Below are 16,342 nucleotides of genomic sequence, written 5' to 3'. Positions count from 1 at the left end.
TCGGCGCTCCATCCACCTAACATCGTTAGGTTTGCCCGCGCAAGACTCAGCCGGGAACTGGAACCGGGAAAGGGGCGCGGGCGTCGAAGCCAGACGATAGGTTTTCAGCTGGATTCTCCTGAATCCCTCCCCGCCTGAGCCTGCTTGTCCTGACCCCCACTGGCCCGAACCCCACCGACCCCGCCGCCCGGCCGGGCGACAGCGCCGGAAAGGCCCCACATGCACGCACCCCTGTTTACCGCCCCTGTGCTGCTGGTCGAACAGCCCCGCCGCCTGTTCTCCTCCGAGGGACACTACGAAGTCCTCAGCGAGGCCGGTCAGCCGCTGGCGTACGTGAACGAGCACATGACCTCGTGGTCGAACACGCACCGGCGCAGCTCCCAGCTACCGCACCGGTTCACGATCTACGCGCCCGACGGACACCCGCTCCTGACCCTGGACAAGCCCTGGGACCGGGGCCGCCCCTACATCCACGTGAGCGGCCCGCACAACGAGCCCTACGGCAGCATCGTCCAGGACCGCTCCTTCATGGGCTCCCGCTTCCGGCTCAACGACCCCCGCGGCCACACCGTCGCCGAGATCCGCGGCGACTGGAACGGCTGGGACTTCACCGTCCTGGACCACGCCGGGGTCGAGATCGCCCGGATCGGCAAGGAGCACCCCGGCCTGGGCGGGCAGTTCTTCACCACCGAGGACCGCTACGCGCTCGAGTTCGCCTACGACCTGCCCTGGCCGCTGCGCCGCCTGGTCATCGGCGCGGCCATCACCATCGACGTCCTGCTGCACGAGCGCGAGCCGGAGTTCTACCACTCCAACTACGCCGACTTCGGCCGCTACCCCGAGTACGGCTACCAGCCCCGCCACCACTGGCACCACCCCCGGCGCGGCTACGTCGCCACCCGGCGCAGGCGTCCGCCGCTGGTGGTCCACACCTGGCAGCCGGTGCGCCGCCGGGGCTACGTCCCCGTCCGCCAACGCGCGACCAGCTCCCGGGCCGGATACCGCACCTTCTCCTCCCGCTCGGAAGCGCCCGCACCCCGGGTCAACCGCACACCGCGGGTGGAACGCCGCGGCGGGGCGGGGTTCGCGTCACGGTCGGAGGCCCCCTCCACCGGGGCGGCGGCCCGCCGTGAGCGTCAGGGACGCGCCCAGAGTGGTGGCGGTACCTCCCGAGCGGCCAGGCTCAAGCGCGATGCTTCCCAGGGCACGACGGCCAGGCGCGCCAGGGACGGGATGACCGGCGGCAGTGGCGGCAGTGGCGGCCTGCGTTCGTCCTCGGGAATCAACCGCCCCTCGGGCTCTTCCTCGCGATCCGCCTCCTCCTCGCGGGGCACCTCGTCCTCCCGTGGCACGTCGACCTCACGGTCCAGCTCGGCCTCGCGCGGCACGTCCGCTTCGGGCCGGTCGTCCTCGCGGAGCACGTCCTCACGGGGCGGGGCGAGCCGTTCCGGTGGCGGCTTCAGCAGCCGCTCCAGCAGCAGTAGTCGGTCCAGCAGCGGCCGCTCCGGTGGCGGTCGGTCCGGCGGTGGCAGCAGCCGCCGCCGCAGGTAGGCACATCAGCGGATAGGCCCCACCCGCGGGCAGCTTCACCAGCGTCACATCCGGGCCCCCGTCCAGCGCTTCACGGACGAGGGGCCCTCGCCCACTACGCATACCATCCGGTCGGTATGATTCCCCTCCACAGCCGACCACCAGGAAGGTCCACCATGCGCGCCATCCAGATCACCGAGTTCGGCGGACCCGAGGTCCTCGTACCCACGGAACTCCCCGACCCCGAGCCGGGCCAGGGCGAACTCCTCCTCGACGTCTCCCTGATCGGGGTGAACTTCGCCGACACGCACCAGGCCGAGAACAGCTACCTGGCCCCCTCCAGCCTGCCCATGGTCCCCGGCGGCGAGGTCGCCGGGCACACCGCCGACGGCCGCCGCGTCGTGGGCCTGCTCAGCGGCAGCGGCGGCTACGCCGAGCGCGCCACCGTCGACCCCAACCTCGCCTACGACATCCCGGACGGCGTCTCCGACGTGGCCGCCCTGGCCCTGATCGTCCAGGGCACCTCGGCCTGGCTGCTGCTGCGCAAGACCACCCGGATCTCCCCCGGCGAGTCGGTCGTGGTGCACGCCGCGGGCGGCGGCGTGGGCACGCTCGCGGTCCAGCTGGCCAAGCAGTTCGGCGCCGGCCGCGTGATCGCGGTGGCCAGCACCGAGGAGAAGCGCAAGCTCGCCCTGGAACTGGGCGCCGACGCCGTGGTGGACTCCGCCGCCCCCGACATGACCGCCGCGCTGATCGAGGCCAACGAGGGCCGCCGGGTGGACATCATCCTGGACATGGTGGGCGGCCGGGTCACCGACGAGAGCATCCGGGCGCTGGCTCCGTTCGGACGGCTGGGCTTCTACGGAATGGCCTCGCGTGAGCTGCCCTCCCCGGTGAAGCTGCCCAACCTGATGCGCTTCTCGACCACCGTGGGCGGCATGTGGCTGCCACACGCCTTCCTGCTGCCGGGAGACGTGGTCGGTCAGGCGATGAACGAGCTCTTCACGATGGTCGCCGAGGACAGTCTCCGGCCGATTCTCGGGCAGACCTACCCTCTGGCCGAGGCCCGCCGAGCCCACGAGGACCTGCGGTCCCGCGGCACGGTCGGCAAGCTGACCCTCGACCCGTCGCTGTAGTTTTCCGATAGGCCATCGCCCTCAGAACGCCCACCTTTACGAAGTAGATTTGCATTTGTCCGGCTTCTCCGTTCCGGGTGGCGGTAAGGCCACCCGGAACGGAGAAACCACGGACGGCGCGGGGCCTGACCTGGACCGCCCCCTGCGAGCCGCTAGTGCTCGCCCTCGAAACGAACCGAACGCTGGTCCGCCCACTCCAGCCGGATCAGCTCCATCTCCGCCAGGAGGGAGTCGGCGGCCTCGATCACCGCCCAGGTCCGCCGCAGCGCCTCCACCCCGGCGTCAGGGGAGGGAAAGACCCCGAAGGCGATCTCACGCCCGTAGTCGACACTCACGTTCGCGCCTCCTGCTCACTCACTCGCCCCGTCTGCATGACCGATCACTGGTAGACGAGGTCCGCGTAGTCGCGGTGTCGCTGGATCCAGCCCTTGACGAAGGGGCACAGTGGAAGGACAGCCAGTTCACGGGTGCGCACGTCGTCCAGCGCCTCGCGGATCAGGGTGCTGCCCATCCCCTGCCCCTCGAAGGCCGGGTCGATCTCGGTATGGGTGAAGGTGATGAGGCCTTCAGTCAGGATGTACTCCGCGTACCCGGCGACCTCGCCGTCGGCCCTGACCTCGTATCGGCGTCTGTCGGGAATGTCGGTGACCTCGGTTGCCATGCCGGAACCTCCTGGGTGTGGGGTACAGCTGTAGGGCACGGGCGGCCTCGCCCGCGTCCGAGCCATTCTCGCCCTTGACCTGCCCGCGTCCCCCTTGCGGCACGCGCCCTGGCGGACATAGAGTCTCCGTGACATACCGACCAGTCGGTCTAAGGAGTACGTATGACTTCGCGGTTCGACGGGCGCACCGCCATCGTCACCGGTGCCAGCCGCGGCATCGGCCTGGCCATCGCCCAACGGCTCGTCTCCGAGGGCGCTCGCGTGTGCATCACCGCGCGCAAGCCCGAGCCCCTCCAGGAAGCCGTGACGGCCCTCGGCGGCCCCGAGCACGCCATCGGGATCCCCGGCCGCGCCGACGACCCCGAGCACCAGGACGCGGCGATCGCCGCCACCCTGGAGGCCTTCGGCAGCGTCGACCTTTTCGTCAACAACACCGGCATCAACCCGGTCTACGGGCGCATGGTCGACCTCGACCTGGACGCCGCCCGCAAGATCTTCGAGGTCAACGCGCTCTCCGCGATCTCCTGGGTGCAGAAGGTCTACAAGGCCTGGCTGGCCGAGCACGGCGGCGCCATCGTCAACGTCTCCTCCGTGGCCGGGATCAAGCCCGCCCCCGGGATCGGCTTCTACGGCGCCACCAAGGCGATGCTCAGCCACATCACCGAGGAGCTCGCCGTCGAGCTGGGGCCGAACATCCGGGTGAACGGCGTCGCCCCGGCCGTGGTCAAGACCCGCTTCGCCGAGGCCCTGTACGAGGGCCGCGAGGAGAAGGTCGCCGCCGCCTACCCGCTGAACCGCCTGGGCCTGCCCGAGGACGTCGCGGGCGCGGTCGCCTTCCTGCTCTCCGAGGACGCCGCGTGGGTCACCGGCCGCACCCTGGTGCTGGACGGCGGCGTCACCCTGACCGGAGGGGTGTGACCGACGTGGAGCTCAAGAACACGCAGCCGAAAGGCACACAGCTGACGGATGTCGGAGCAGTGGTGACCGGCGGCGGTAACGGGATCGGCGCGGCGATCGCCCGCCGCCTGGCCGGTGCCGGGGCACGGGTCGTGGTCAACGACCTGGACGCGGGCGCCGCCGAGGCCGTGGCCGCGGAGATCGGCGGGATCGCCGTGCCCGGGGACGCCGCCGGCGAGGCCGGCGTGACCGCCCTGATCGCCGAGGCCGGGGCGCACCTGGGTGGGATCGACCTCTACGTGGCCAACGCCGGGGTCGCCGTGAGCGGCGGCCCCGAAGCTCTGGAGTCCGACTGGGACCTGTCCTGGCAGGTCAACGTGATGGCGCACGTGCGTGCGGCCCGCGAGCTCGTCCCGGGCTGGTTGGAGCGCGGCCGCGGCCACCTGCTCACCACCGTGTCCGCGGCGGGTCTGCTGAGCATGCTCGGCAGCGCACCCTACTCGGTGACCAAGCACGCCGCCCTGGCCTTCGGCGAGTGGATGTCGGCCACCTACGGGGACCGGGGCATCACCACCCAGTGCCTGTGCCCCCTGGGGGTGCGCACCAACATGCTCGACGACAGCGGGTCGGAGGGCCAGGCCATCCTGGCCGGGGACGCCATCACGCCGGAGGAGGTCGCCGACGCGGTGATGGCAGGGCTCGCCGACGGGCGCTTCCTGATCCTGCCGCACCCCCAGGTCGCTGACTACTACGCGGCCCGGGCCGCTGACACCGACGCCTGGTTGGCCGGGATGCGGCGCCTCCAGGCCAAGGTGTTCGGCGCGGAGGAGCAGGCATGAGCGACAAACTCTCCGGCGACGAACCCTCCGACGCCGAACTACCCGGACTGGACCTGGAGCGGCTGCGTTCCTACCTGGACCGCGAGCTGCCCGGGCTGGTCTCGGGGCCGCTCCGCGGGAGGGTGATCGCGGGTGGCAAGTCCAACCTGACCTACGTGGTCACCGACGGCACCGGTTCCTGGGTGGTGCGCCGCCCGCCGCTGGGGCACGTGCTGGCCACCGCCCACGACATGCCCCGCGAGTACCGGGTGATGACCGCGCTGCGCGACACCTCCGTGCCGGTACCGCACACGCACGTGCTGTGCGAGGACACCGAGGTGCTCGGCGCGCCGTTCTACGTCATGGAACACGTGGCGGGAACGCCCTTCCGCACCCTGGACGAGATCGCCCCGCTCGGGACGGAGGGCGTGCGCAAGGTCGCCGACGGGCTGATCACGACCCTGGGCAACCTGCACGCGGTGGACCCCGCCGAGGTGGGCCTGGGCGACTTCGGCCGTCCGGCAGGCTTCCTGGAACGCCAGGTGCGCCGCTGGAGCAAGCAGCTGGAGGCCTCGCGCAGCCGGGACATCCCCGGGATCGACGAGTTGCGCGACAAACTGGCGGCCATGCTGCCCGAGCAGGGCGCGCCCGCGATCGTGCACGGCGACTACCGGCTCGACAACGTGCTGGTCACCGACGACGGGCGGCTCACCGCCGTACTGGACTGGGAGATGGCCACCCTCGGCGACCCCCTCGTGGACCTGGGACTGATGCTCGTCTACCGGGAGCAGCCGGTCATCGGCGGCTCGGGACCGGCCACCTCGGCCGAGGGTTTCCCCTCCTCCCCCGAGCTGGTGGAGATGTACGCGGCGGCGACCGGCCGGGACGTGTCCCGACTCGGCTGGTACGTGGCTTTCGGCTGCTTCAAGCTCGCGGTGATCGCCGAGGGCATCCACTTCCGGCACAGCCGGGGACTGACCGTGGGCGCCGGCTTCGACGGGATCGGCGACGTCGTCGCCCCGCTGGTACAGCGCGCCCACACCATGCTCAAGGAGGACTGAGGACCGATGGACTTCGCTTTCGACACCCGGACCGAGGAGCTGCGCGCGCGGCTCCTGGCCTTCATGGACGAACACGTCTACCCCGCCGAGCCGGTGTTCGCCGCCCAGCTGGCGGAGCGGGAGGACCCCTGGGCGATCCCGCCGGTGGTCGAGGACCTCAAGGCCGAGGCCCGCAAACAGGGGTTGTGGAACTTCTTCCTGGCCGGTCACCCCGAGCACGGCGGGCTGCCCAACCTCCAGTACGCCCCGTTGGCCGAGATCACCGGACGCAGCTCCCACCTGGCACCGGTGGCTCTGAACTGCGCGGCCCCGGACACCGGGAACATGGAGGTGCTGACCATGTTCGGCACCGACGAACAGAAGAAGCGGTGGCTGGAGCCGCTGCTGGACGGACGCATCCGGTCCGCCTTCGCGATGACCGAACCCGAGGTGGCCTCCTCCGACGCCACCAACATCACCACCCGCATCGTCCGCGACGGTGACGAGTACGTGGTCAACGGGCGCAAGTGGTACATCAGCGGGGCGCTCAACCCGGCCTGCGAGATCCTCATCGTGATGGGCAAGACCGACCCCGACGCCGAACGGCACCGGCAGCAGAGCATGGTGCTGGTGCCGCGTGACACCCCCGGGCTGCGCATCGGGCGCGGCATGAGCGTGTTCGGCTACGACGACAGCGACCACGGCGGCCACGCTGAGGTGTTCTTCGACGATGTGCGCGTTCCCGCGGAGAACCTGATCGGCGGAGAGGGCGAGGGGTTCGCGATCGCCCAGGCCCGGCTGGGCCCTGGCCGGATCCACCACTGCATGCGTTCCATCGGTGTCGCCGAGCGGGCCCTGGAGCTGACCTGCAAGCGGGTACTGGACCGGGTGGCCTTCGGCCGTCCGCTGGCCGAGCAAGGCGTGGTCCGCGAGTGGATCGCCGAGGCCCGGGTGGCTATCGAGCAGCTGCGCCTGCTGGTGCTCAAGACCGCCTACCTGATGGACACGGTGGGCAACAGGGGCGCGCACACCGAGATCCAGGCGATCAAGATCGCCACCCCGCGCACGGTGGAGTGGATCCTGGACAAGTGCGTGCAGGCCCACGGCGCCGCCGGGGTCAGCCAGGACACCCCGCTGGCGGGCTGGCAGGCGGGCGTGCGCTCGCTGCGCCTGGCCGACGGCCCGGACGAGGTGCACCTGCGCTCCCTGGCCCGCGCGGAGCTGCGTAAGTACGCGTAGAGGACTCGAAAGGCGCTGTCGCGTAGCGAAGCGGCACGAACCAGAGGGACCGGGACAGTGGGTGCCCCGGTCCCTCTCTCGTGTTCGCGGTGCGGTTCGGGCCCTTGCGGGTCAGGGCTGCGGGCGCAGGCCCGCGATGAGCAGGTCGGCGAAGTGGCGGCCGACGTCGTCGCCGGTGAGTTGCCCGTCCTGGCGGTACCAGGTGCCCAGGTGGTGCACGGAGCCGAAGAAGTAGTCCACGACCAGGTCGGCGGGTACGTCGGAGCGGAAGACCCCTTCGCTCTGCCCCTGCTCGACCATGGACCGGAAGAGCTCGTGGTACTTGCGGCGTTCGGCGCGCACGCTGCGCTGTTTCTCCGGAGCGAGCTGGTGCATGGACCGGAAGAAGATCTTGCTGTCGTCAAGATTGGCGATACTGGTGACGATGACGTCGCACGCGGCCGCGTGGACGCGCTCGGCGACGGGAACGTCGCGGGAGGAGATCTCCACGAGGTGCTCGGTCTGCATGCGCAGGACGCGGCCATAGACCTCGTAGAGCAGGTCGTCCTTGGACCCGAAGTAGTGGTACATGGCGCCCTTGGTGACCCCGGCGGCAGCCACGACCTCCTGCACCGAGGTGCTCTCGAAACCCCGCTCAGCGAAAAGCCTCGTCGCGGCGCGCAAGAGGCGTTCGGGCACCGAACCGCGCCCGGCTTCGGCTTCGGCCGTCCGCTGTCCTCGTGCCATGTCCTGCCTCACCTCGTGCCCCCGTTCCCGGTGGCGAGTCGACTACCGATCCGACCAGCATACCGACCGGATGGTACCCCGTGCGTGTGCGCGAGGGTTCCCGAGGGGATTCAGGGCGGGGCGAGGCGGTCGAATCCAGGTGGCCGCCTCCGACTGCCGATGGCCTACGCCGCCCGGTTGGTCACTCCAGGAACTGGGCGGCGAACTCGGCCGAGGGAGCGATCGGGGTGATGACGTCCACGAGGGCCCCGGCGGGGTCGGCCACGATGAAGTGCCGCTGGCCGAAGTCCTCACTGCGCAGTTCGAGCACGGGGGTCAGACCGCCCTCGACCACGAGGCGCTGCCACTCGGCCTCCGCGTCGGCCACCTCGAAGTTGAGCAGCACCCCCTGGGCGGAGGGCGCGCGGAAGCCCTCGGGCAGGGTCGGGTGCCCCGCTTCCAGCAAGGCGAGTTCGCGGTCGGGCGGACCGGGGCGCCTCAAGCTGACGTACCAGTCGCTGACGAAGACGTCCTCGAAGCCGAACCAGCGCCGGTAGAAGGCGTGACTCTCCGACAGCCGGGGCGTGCACAGGACGGGGTAGAAACCGCTGAGTTTCATGACTCACCTTTCGCGCATTACTTTAACATACCAACGGTATGTCGAGTTACGCTATTCACGTACCATCGGTATGTCAAGAGAGCGGGAGGAAGGGCGTTGCCCAAGGACACCGGGGCCCGAGCCGAGCAGCGGGCCCGCACCAGGAAGACCCTGATCCGGCAGGGCCGCCGCCTGTTCACCGAACACGGCTACGGCGGGGTGGGGCTGTCCGAGATCGTGACCGCGGCCGCGGTCACCAAGGGCGCGCTCTACCATCACTTCGGCGGCAAGGCCGACCTGTTCCGCGCCGTCCTGGAACAGGTGCAGCAGGAAGTGGGCGAGGCGGTGGCCGGGGCCGCCGGCGCCCGCACGGACCCCTGGGAGCAGCTGACGGCAGGGTGCCGGGCCTTCCTCAGCGCAAGCACCGCCCCGGACGTACGCCGGATCATGCTGGTGGACGGACCCGCCGTCCTGGGGTGGCGTGAGTGGCGCGCGCTCGACGAGTCCTCCTCCGCCCGCCACCTGGGCGAGGCGCTCACCTCGCTGATCGAAGCGGGGATCCTCACCCCGCAGCCGGTCGCCCCGCTGGCCCACCTGCTCTCCGGGGCCATGAACGAGGCCGCGCTGTGGCTGGCCGACTCGGGGGACGCACAGGAGGGCAAGCAGGCTCTGGATGACGTGTGGGCGCCGCTGTCCCTCATGCTGGAGTCCCTGCGCGACCGGGACAACTGACGCCGGGGCCGTCATCGCGGGCGATATCGTGGCGCCCATGGCGCAGGGAGTGAAGGGGGAACAGGCGTTGGACGCGGGTGCGGTGGACGGGGCCGGGGACGGCACGCAGGCGTTCCGCGACGACTTCGTCGGGCGCTTCGCCGCCTACTGGCAGTCCCAGGGACGCCCCAAGGCCGAGGGTCGGATCGTGGGGTTCCTGCTGGTCGCCGACCGGGACGCGGTCAGCGCCGAGGAGGTTGCCGAGGGTGCCGGAGTCAGCCGCGGCTCGGTCTCCCAGTCGGTGCGCCGACTGCGCGAGCTGGGCTTCGTGACCCTGGTCGAGGCGCCCGACAGCCGCTCCCGGCTGATCAGCATGGACGAGGACGTGTGGGGCGGCTTCCTGCGCAACGAACGCTCCTACCTACGCCAGCAGCGTGACCTGGCCGCCTCCGCTCTGGAGCGCCTGCCCGACCTCGGCGAGTCCTCCCGCGCCCGACTGCACAACATGTACGACTACATGACCTGGCTGGACGGCTACCACGACGTCCTCCTCGAGCACTGGGAGGAGTACAAGGCGGCCCGCCCCCAGAGGAGCCCGCGGAACCGGCCGGAAGGCCCACAGGACCGACAAGCCCCACGGGACTAGGGTTGTCCGGTGTATGCCCGGCCCTGCCGGGTCACCTACCAACTTACGGAACCCCCGATGGCGAATACCGACCCCCAGGCCGCCCGTGAGATCAACCCCGAGGTCCCCCACTCCGCGCGGGTGTGGAACTACTGGCTCGGCGGTAAGGACCACTACCCCGCCGACCGCGCGGTGGGTGACCAGGTCAAGCAGGTCTTCCCGGACATCGTCGAGATCGCCCGGCTCCAGCGCGCGTTCCTCGGGCGGGCCATCACCTACCTCGTCGAGGAAGCGGGCATCCGCCAGTTCCTGGATGTCGGCACCGGTCTGCCCACCGCCGACAACACGCACGAGGTGGCGCAGCGGGCGGCTCCCGAAGCTCGGGTGGTCTACGTGGACAACGACCCGCTCGTCCTCGCCCACGCCCGGGCGCTGCTGACCAGCACCCCCGAGGGCGTGACCGAGTACGTCGACGCCGACTTCCGCGAGCCCGAGCGGGTTCTGGCCCAGGCCCGGCGCACCCTGGACTTCGACCAGCCCGTCGCGCTGATCCTCATGGGCATCGTGGGGCACCTGCCCGACTACGAGACCGCGCGCGGCATCATCACCGCCCTGCTCGCGGAACTGCCCTCCGGCAGCTACCTGGTGCTGGCCGACGGCACCGACACGGCCCCCTCCTCCGTGGAGGCGCACCGCCAGTACAACGAGAACGCCCCGCTGCCCTACAACCTGCGTCCCCCGAAGGAGATCCGGTCGTTCTTCGACGGTCTGGAGCCGGTGGAGCCGGGCATCGTGGCCTGCACCCTCTGGCGGCCCGCCCCGGTAGACGTGGGCGACCACCGTGAGATCGCGGAGCTGTGCGCGGTGGCTCGCAAGCGCTGACCCGGGTCAGCTCAGGGCGCGCTCGTGCGGGATGACCAGCGGGGTGCCGGTCCGGGGGTCGGGGACCACGTCGCAGGCCAGACCGAAGACCGCCGCCACCCGCTCGGCCGTCACGACCTCCCCGGGGGCACCGTCGGCGACCACCGCTCCCCCGTCCATCATCACCAGGCGGGTGGCGAACCGGGCCGCCTGGGCGAGGTCGTGCAGGACCGCGACGACGGTGCGGCCGCGCCGGTGCAGGTCGGCGAAGAGCTCCAGCAGGTCGTACTGGTGGGCGATGTCCAGGTAGGTGGTGGGCTCGTCCAACAGCAGGGTGTCGCTGTCCTGGGCCAGAACCATCGCCACCCAGGCGCGCTGGCGCTGACCACCGGAGAGCGAACCCACCTGGACGTCCGCAAGGTCACTGAGCCCGGTGAGCTCCAGGGCACGGGCGATGGCCGTCTCGTCCTGCGGACTCCACTGTTTGAGCAGGGTGTGATGGGGGAAACGGCCGCGCGCCGCCAGGGCTCGGACGGTGATGCCTTCGGGGGCGAGGGGGCTCTGTGGGAGCAGGGCCAGCTGGCGGGCGACCGCTTTGGGACGCAGGGAGCGGATGTCGCGACCGTGCAGGAGAACTCTTCCTGATTCGGGTTTGTTCACTCGGCCGAGCGCCTTGAGCAGGGTGGACTTTCCGCAGCCGTTGGGGCCCACGATGACGGTGAACTCGCCTTCGGCCACGGTGAGATCGAGGTCGCTCACGACCGGGTCGGCACCGTATCCCAGGGTGAGACCCTTCGCGGTCAGCACCGGTGTGCTCGTACTGCTCACAGATTTCCCTTTCGCCATTCACGGATGAGCAGGTAGCCCAGGTAGACGCCGCCGATCGCCAGGGTGAAGACACCGACCGGCAGGCCCTCCCCGATCGGCGCGTGCTGCACGGCCAGGTCGGCCGCCACCAGCAGAACCGCCCCCACAAGGGCGGACAGGACCAGGTTGGGGCCGGGAGCGCCGCTCATCCGGCGGGCGATCTGCGGGGCGGTGAGGGAGATGAAGGCGATCGGCCCGGCCACGCTCACCGCCGCCGCGGACAGGACCACAGAGAGCACGACGGCGGCGGTGCGGCTGGCCGAGGCCCGGGCGCCGAGGGAGTCGGCGAGTTCGTCGCCCATCTCGTTGACGGTGATCGGACCTGCCAGGGCCAGGACGAACGGCACCGCCAGCGCCAGGGTGAGCCAGATGGTGGCGGCGTGGTCCCAGGAGCGGGCACCGAGGCTGCCGTTGACGTAGGAGGCCAGCACGCTGGCCTGGTCGCGGGCCATCACCGAGACCACGAAGTGGGTGAAGGCCTGGGCCATGGCGGCCACGCCGATCCCCGCGACGATCAGCCGCCCGGGGTTGCGCAGCCCGGTGCCGGTCACCGAGGCCACGACCACGATGGCCAGGGTGGCCCCGGCCAGCGCGCCGATCGGTACGGGGACGATCCCGGGGAGCATGAGCGCGGCGAAGGCGGCCCCGGCCCCGGCGCCCGCGCCGAGCCCGATCACGTCGGGGCTACCCAGCGGATTGCGGGTCACGGACTGGAAGAGCGCACCGGCCAGGCCCAGGGCGATCCCGGTGCCCACGGCGACGGCCAGCCGGGGACCGCGCAGGCGTTCGAGGGCGAACAGGTGGGTGGCCTCGCCCTGACCGGCGAGGAGCGAGGGCAGCTGGGTGAGCGGCACGCCGAGGCGGCCCAGGCTCAGGGTGGCGGCGGCCGCCGCGAGCAGGAATACCAGCAGCACGAGGCCGACCACGACCGAACGCGGGTGCACCGGCAGGGCGACGTGACCGCCCAGACGCAGGACGGGGAAGGAGGGGCGCGGCTCCGGCCCGGGCCGGGGTTCGCAGGGCTGTTCCGGGCGCTGTTCGCCTACGCGGGTTCGGGTCTGGTGGTTCACGAGCTCGCCCTCATCTTCCGGACCACGTACAGCAGGACGGGCGCGCCCACGAAAGCCGTGACCACGCCGACCATGAGCTCCATGGGGCGCACCAGGGTGCGGCCCACAACGTCGGAGAGCAGCAACAGGGTGGGGCCGACCAGGAGGGCGAAGGGCACCTGATAGCGGAAGTCCACCCCGACCAGGCCGCGCACCACGTGCGGGACGGCCAGGCCGACGAAGGCGATGGGACCTGCCGCGGCGGTGGCCCCGGCCGCGAGCAGGGTGCCCGCGACCAACCCGCCCGAGCGCGCCAGGAAGACGTTGGCGCCGGTGGCCACGGCCGCCTCCTCCCCCAGGGCAAGGGCGTTGAGCGGTCCCATGACCAGCAGGGCCAGTACGACGCCCAGGCCGATGACGGGCAGCACGGAGAGGATCACGTCGTACCCGCGCCCGGCCAGGGAGCCCACCACCCAGTAGCGGTAGCTGTCGAAGACGTCGGGCATGCTCAGCGTGACGGCCTGCACGTAGGCGTGCAGCACCGCCGAGACCACGGCCCCGGCCAGGACCAGGCGCACCATGCCGCCGTCGCCGCCGCGGGTGCCCACCGTGTAGGCGGCCAGCCCGGCCAGGAGGGCGCCGGGCAGCGCCCACCAGACGGTGGCCGTGGTCGAGGCGGGTCCGAGCAGCGCCGTTGCGGTGACCACGGCGGCGGCCGCGCCCGCGTTGACGCCGAGCAGGCCCGGGTCGGCCAGAGGGTTGCGGGTCACGCCTTGCATGAGGGTTCCGGCGAGGGCCAGGGCGGCTCCGGCCACGATCCCCAGGAGGGTTCGGGGCACGCGGCTCTCCACCACGGTGGTGGTGTAGGGGTCCGCGCCGCCCGTGAACACCTGGAGCACCTCCAGGGGAGGGGTCGGTCGGCTGCCCGCCACCAGGCTGAGCAGGACGGCGCCGGCCAGGGCCGCCGAGGCCGCGCCCAGCACGAGCACGGCGCGGGCGGGCCCGGCCTGGGGTGGTGCCATGTGCGTCTTCACGTTCACCCTTGTTCGGGAGTGCTTCAGCCGTCGGCTCGGGCCGCGGCCTCCTCGATGAGGGGGACGTAGCGCTCCAGGGCCCAGGGGACGGTGAGCGGATTGATGATGGAGGAGGCGGTGACGAAGGAGTTGTCGTCGGAGGCGACCACGGCGCCGTTCCCGATGGCGGGGATGGCCTGGTAGAGATCCTGGGACTCGATCTCGGCGCGGTTCTCCTCATCGCTGTAGAAGGTGAAGATCAGGTCGCTGTCGGAGAGCTGGTCGGCGTTCTCCAGCCCGATGAGGGCGGAGTCGGTGCCCTCGGTCTCGGGGAAGGTCTCCACGACCGGGTCGACCCGCAGGCCCAGACCGCGCACCATGGCCACGCGCTGCTCGTCGGGCAGGAAGACGCCGAGGGTGCCCGGTCCGGTGTTGTAGACGTAGGAGAAGGTGAGGTCGGCGAACTCGGGGTTCTGGGCGGCGGCCTCCTCGAAGCGCTCCTCGACCTCGGTGATGAGTTCCCCGGCCTCTTCGGGTTGGCCGAGCGCCTGGCCGATGATCTCGATCTGCTCGTCCCAGTCCGTGCTCCAGGCCAGGTCCGGGTAGGCGACGGTGGGGGCGATGTCGGTGAGGATGTCGTACTGCTCCTGGGTCACCCCGGACCAGGGGGCGAGGATGACGTCGGGGGCGAGTTCGATGATCGCCTCGAAGTCGATGTCGTCGGCCCCGGCGAACTGCTCGGGCAGTTCCTCACCGGCCTCGGTGACGGCCTCGTGGATCCAGGGGAGGTAGCCGGTGTCGTCGCTGCCCCACTCGTAGCTCTCGATGCCGACCGGCACGGTGCCCAGCGCGATGGCGGTCTCGGCGGAGCCCTGGCCGAGGGTGACCACGCGCTCGGGGCGCTCGGGGATCTCCGCGGTGCCCAGGGCGCTCTCGATGCTGACGGGGAAGGTGCCGTCCGCGTCGCCGCCCTCGGAGGCGTCCTCGGCGCCGGGGCCGGAGCCGCAGGCGGCCAGGCCGAGGGCGAGGGCAGTGGTGAGTCCGATGCCGCCGGCGCGGCGCAGGGTGGGGTGCATGCTCACTGCTTTCTTCGTCACGGGGAGCGGCCGCGCCCTGACGGGCGGGCCGGTTGCGCGCAGGGGGAGCCCTCGGAGGAGGGCAGCACGAAAGGACCGCGAAACGGGAGAACCCCGACTTCAACGAAGGTTAGTCTAACCTCACTTCAGGCCATTTCAAAAAAACTGAACCGGGAGGGGCGTTCCCTCCCGGTTCAGGGCCGCGCGCCTGCTCACCCGCCTCCTCAGCTCCCGCGGAGGAAGGAGGGACCGGCGGCGCGGCGTCCGCGCTCTCGGCGGACGGCTCAGGTGTTGCGGTCGGTGAGCACGTTGCTCGCCCTACCCAGGTAACCGATGTACTGGCTGGTCGCCAGGGCACCGAGCCGTTCGGCCCCCAGCAGGCGAGGCGGCCCGAAGCGCTTGAGCAGCTCTGCGCCCGAGGCCAGCGAGGCCAGTGAGACCGGCCCCCTTCGGGCGTGCTCGTACCGGCGCAGCGCGGCGGCCGGATCAGCTCCGGCCCGCTGCTCGGCCAGCGCCCGGGACAACTCCAGGGCGTCCTCCAGCGCCTGGTTCGCGCCCTGGGCGGTGGAGGGCGAGAAGGCGTGCGCGGCGTCGCCCAGCAGGGTCGCCCCGCCCTGCCCCCAGACCTTCCTGGGCATCCGGTAGCGGACGTGCTCGAACAGGGCGAGGTCCTCGTCGCGGGCGTGCTCCAGGACCGCGCTCACGTCCGGATCGTCCCACCCCTCGAAGAGCCTGCGCAGCACGGCAGCCGGTGACCCGGGCACGGGGGTGTCCGGCCGCCAGCGCACGTCGAACCACCACTGAACGAGCCCCTCGCCGGCGGGCATGATCCCGCACAGGCCCTGGCGCCCTTGGACGACCGCCGCGCGCGTGCCCGCCGCCAGCTCCACGGGAACCCGGGTGAGCCCCTGCCAGCTGGCCCACCCGGTCGGACGGGCGGGGTCACCGTCCCACAGGTCGCGGCGGACGGCCGAGCGGACTCCGTCGGCGCCGACCACCACGTCGCCGGTGGCGCTGCTGCCGTCCCCGAAGAGCGCGCTCACCGTACCGTCCGGGTTCAGACGCACCCGGGTGCAGACACGGCCGAACCTCACTGTGTCCTGGGGCAGTCCGCCCGCGAGGAGCTCCATCAGCGCACGCCGGGGCACGGCCCGGCTCTCGAAGCCGTAGCGGTCGCGCACCGCGCCCAGGTCGACCGTGTAGCGAACACGGCCCGAGGAGTCGCGGTTCTCCAGGCTGTCCAGGCGGCGGCCGACACCGGAGACGTCCACGCCCAGTGCGGCCAGGGCCGCGACCCCGTTGGCGTGGAGTCCGAGCCCCGCGCCTCCTCTGCGCAGCCCGGGGGCGCGCTCGTGGACCTCGACCTCATGGCCCTGGTCGCTGAGGCCGCGGGCCAGGGCCAGACCGCCCACCCCGGCTCCGACGATGACGACACGCATCAAAGACGCACCCCTGAACGTTCGACTGCCTGCACGCTACTGACAGACCGAACATAACGGACCGGGGGCCGGGCAGG

At 71.4% G+C, this 16,342-nt stretch carries 18 protein-coding genes; 9 read left to right on the top strand and 9 right to left on the bottom strand.

The genetic code is table 11. From position 1 onward, the window contains the following. The first annotated feature begins 219 nt into the window (after positions 1-219). Both D457_RS0112335 and D457_RS0112330 read left to right on the top strand, forming a co-directional pair. Positions 220-1,551: an LURP-one-related/scramblase family protein gene (locus tag D457_RS0112335; RefSeq protein ID WP_017580977.1), complete on the top strand. Its 1,332-nt coding sequence runs from the start codon at positions 220-222 to the stop codon at positions 1,549-1,551. A 155-nt stretch (positions 1,552-1,706) separates the two neighbouring features. Then, entirely contained in the window at positions 1,707-2,666 is a 960-nt protein-coding gene (locus D457_RS0112330; protein WP_017580976.1) for a quinone oxidoreductase family protein, read from the top strand. A 152-nt stretch (positions 2,667-2,818) separates the two neighbouring features. Here the strand turns inward: D457_RS0112330 and D457_RS0112325 are convergent, their stop codons facing one another. Next, positions 2,819-3,001, bottom strand: coding sequence for a hypothetical protein (locus D457_RS0112325; RefSeq protein WP_017580975.1), 183 nt, complete (start codon positions 2,999-3,001; stop codon positions 2,819-2,821). A gap of 44 nt (positions 3,002-3,045) precedes the next feature. Continuing rightward, positions 3,046-3,393: a GNAT family N-acetyltransferase gene (locus D457_RS0112320; RefSeq protein WP_338043051.1), complete on the bottom strand. Its 348-nt coding sequence runs from the start codon at positions 3,391-3,393 to the stop codon at positions 3,046-3,048. 96 nt (positions 3,394-3,489) lie between these two features. Between D457_RS0112320 and D457_RS0112315 the strand changes: the two genes are divergently transcribed. Genes D457_RS0112315 through D457_RS0112300 form a run of 4 tightly spaced genes read left to right on the top strand, consistent with a single transcriptional unit; the run spans position 3,490 to position 7,321 of the window. Further along, positions 3,490-4,245 (top strand): SDR family oxidoreductase, encoded by a 756-nt coding sequence (locus D457_RS0112315; protein WP_017580973.1) that lies wholly within the window; start codon positions 3,490-3,492, stop codon positions 4,243-4,245. Next, positions 4,242-5,063, top strand: coding sequence for an SDR family oxidoreductase (locus D457_RS0112310; protein ID WP_017580972.1), 822 nt, complete (start codon positions 4,242-4,244; stop codon positions 5,061-5,063). Before D457_RS0112315 ends, D457_RS0112310 begins: the two co-directional genes overlap by 4 nt. Then, complete coding sequence (locus D457_RS0112305; RefSeq protein ID WP_017580971.1) at positions 5,060-6,103, top strand: phosphotransferase family protein; 1,044 nt, start codon at positions 5,060-5,062, stop codon at positions 6,101-6,103. Before D457_RS0112310 ends, D457_RS0112305 begins: the two co-directional genes overlap by 4 nt. 6 nt (positions 6,104-6,109) lie before the next feature. Further along, positions 6,110-7,321 (top strand): acyl-CoA dehydrogenase family protein, encoded by a 1,212-nt coding sequence (locus tag D457_RS0112300; RefSeq protein WP_017580970.1) that lies wholly within the window; start codon positions 6,110-6,112, stop codon positions 7,319-7,321. Positions 7,322-7,432: 111 nt separating this feature from the next. Here the strand turns inward: D457_RS0112300 and D457_RS0112295 are convergent, their stop codons facing one another. Further along, the gene (locus D457_RS0112295; RefSeq protein WP_017580969.1) at positions 7,433-8,047 is read right to left on the bottom strand and encodes a TetR/AcrR family transcriptional regulator; all 615 of its coding nucleotides are present in this window, start codon (positions 8,045-8,047) and stop codon (positions 7,433-7,435) included. A 181-nt stretch (positions 8,048-8,228) separates the two neighbouring features. Next, positions 8,229-8,645 (bottom strand): VOC family protein, encoded by a 417-nt coding sequence (locus D457_RS0112290; RefSeq protein WP_017580968.1) that lies wholly within the window; start codon positions 8,643-8,645, stop codon positions 8,229-8,231. Between the two features lie 96 nt (positions 8,646-8,741). Here D457_RS0112290 and D457_RS0112285 point away from each other — a divergent pair, with 96 nt between their 5' ends. From D457_RS0112285 to D457_RS0112275, 3 genes are read left to right on the top strand one after another with little or no spacing between them, the layout of a single operon-like run. Beyond that, positions 8,742-9,356 (top strand): TetR/AcrR family transcriptional regulator, encoded by a 615-nt coding sequence (locus D457_RS0112285; protein ID WP_017580967.1) that lies wholly within the window; start codon positions 8,742-8,744, stop codon positions 9,354-9,356. Positions 9,357-9,393: 37 nt separating this feature from the next. Next, on the top strand, positions 9,394-9,981 hold the full coding sequence (locus D457_RS0112280; RefSeq protein WP_394297044.1) for a GbsR/MarR family transcriptional regulator: 588 nt from the start codon (positions 9,394-9,396) through the stop codon (positions 9,979-9,981). 57 nt (positions 9,982-10,038) lie between these two features. Next, positions 10,039-10,842: an SAM-dependent methyltransferase gene (locus tag D457_RS0112275; protein ID WP_017580965.1), complete on the top strand. Its 804-nt coding sequence runs from the start codon at positions 10,039-10,041 to the stop codon at positions 10,840-10,842. Between the two features lie 6 nt (positions 10,843-10,848). Here the strand turns inward: D457_RS0112275 and D457_RS0112270 are convergent, their stop codons facing one another. The 5 genes from D457_RS0112270 to D457_RS0112250 all read right to left on the bottom strand — a co-directional run bounded on the left by D457_RS0112270 (position 10,849) and on the right by D457_RS0112250 (position 16,265). Continuing rightward, positions 10,849-11,649, bottom strand: a complete 801-nt coding sequence (locus D457_RS0112270; RefSeq protein WP_026116575.1) for an ABC transporter ATP-binding protein — start codon at positions 11,647-11,649, stop codon at positions 10,849-10,851. After that, on the bottom strand, positions 11,646-12,662 hold the full coding sequence (locus D457_RS0112265) for a FecCD family ABC transporter permease (protein WP_026116574.1): 1,017 nt from the start codon (positions 12,660-12,662) through the stop codon (positions 11,646-11,648). The genes D457_RS0112270 and D457_RS0112265 overlap by 4 nt, the downstream gene beginning before the upstream one ends. A gap of 92 nt (positions 12,663-12,754) precedes the next feature. Next, complete coding sequence (locus tag D457_RS0112260; protein ID WP_017580962.1) at positions 12,755-13,759, bottom strand: FecCD family ABC transporter permease; 1,005 nt, start codon at positions 13,757-13,759, stop codon at positions 12,755-12,757. A 35-nt stretch (positions 13,760-13,794) separates the two neighbouring features. Beyond that, complete coding sequence (locus D457_RS0112255) at positions 13,795-14,826, bottom strand: iron-siderophore ABC transporter substrate-binding protein (RefSeq protein WP_026116573.1); 1,032 nt, start codon at positions 14,824-14,826, stop codon at positions 13,795-13,797. Positions 14,827-15,110: 284 nt separating this feature from the next. Beyond that, positions 15,111-16,265 carry an FAD-dependent oxidoreductase gene (locus tag D457_RS0112250; RefSeq protein ID WP_017580960.1) on the bottom strand — a complete coding sequence of 385 codons (1,155 nt, stop codon included), beginning with the start codon at positions 16,263-16,265 and terminating at the stop codon, positions 15,111-15,113. Positions 16,266-16,342 lie beyond the last annotated feature (77 nt).

Source organism: Nocardiopsis valliformis DSM 45023 (genome assembly GCF_000340985.1).
Lineage (GTDB): Bacteria > Actinomycetota > Actinomycetes > Streptosporangiales > Streptosporangiaceae > Nocardiopsis > Nocardiopsis exhalans.
This window is presented reverse-complemented; position numbering and strand designations above follow the sequence as displayed.

What these genes read in the sequence shown, in the direction of transcription:
- D457_RS0112335 (WP_017580977.1), top strand. Translation starts at nt 220, where the DNA reads ATGCACGCACCCCTGTTTACCGCCCCTGTGCTGCTGGTCGAACAGCCC.
- D457_RS0112330 (WP_017580976.1), top strand. Translation starts at nt 1,707, where the DNA reads ATGCGCGCCATCCAGATCACCGAGTTCGGCGGACCCGAGGTCCTCGTA.
- D457_RS0112320 (WP_338043051.1), bottom strand. Translation starts at nt 3,393, where the DNA reads ATGGCTCGGACGCGGGCGAGGCCGCCCGTGCCCTACAGCTGTACCCCA.
- D457_RS0112315 (WP_017580973.1), top strand. Translation starts at nt 3,490, where the DNA reads ATGACTTCGCGGTTCGACGGGCGCACCGCCATCGTCACCGGTGCCAGC.
- D457_RS0112305 (WP_017580971.1), top strand. Translation starts at nt 5,060, where the DNA reads ATGAGCGACAAACTCTCCGGCGACGAACCCTCCGACGCCGAACTACCC.
- D457_RS0112300 (WP_017580970.1), top strand. Translation starts at nt 6,110, where the DNA reads ATGGACTTCGCTTTCGACACCCGGACCGAGGAGCTGCGCGCGCGGCTC.
- D457_RS0112295 (WP_017580969.1), bottom strand. Translation starts at nt 8,047, where the DNA reads ATGGCACGAGGACAGCGGACGGCCGAAGCCGAAGCCGGGCGCGGTTCG.
- D457_RS0112290 (WP_017580968.1), bottom strand. Translation starts at nt 8,645, where the DNA reads ATGAAACTCAGCGGTTTCTACCCCGTCCTGTGCACGCCCCGGCTGTCG.
- D457_RS0112280 (WP_394297044.1), top strand. Translation starts at nt 9,394, where the DNA reads ATGGCGCAGGGAGTGAAGGGGGAACAGGCGTTGGACGCGGGTGCGGTG.
- D457_RS0112275 (WP_017580965.1), top strand. Translation starts at nt 10,039, where the DNA reads ATGGCGAATACCGACCCCCAGGCCGCCCGTGAGATCAACCCCGAGGTC.
- D457_RS0112260 (WP_017580962.1), bottom strand. Translation starts at nt 13,759, where the DNA reads ATGGCACCACCCCAGGCCGGGCCCGCCCGCGCCGTGCTCGTGCTGGGC.
- D457_RS0112255 (WP_026116573.1), bottom strand. Translation starts at nt 14,826, where the DNA reads ATGCACCCCACCCTGCGCCGCGCCGGCGGCATCGGACTCACCACTGCC.
- D457_RS0112250 (WP_017580960.1), bottom strand. Translation starts at nt 16,265, where the DNA reads ATGCGTGTCGTCATCGTCGGAGCCGGGGTGGGCGGTCTGGCCCTGGCC.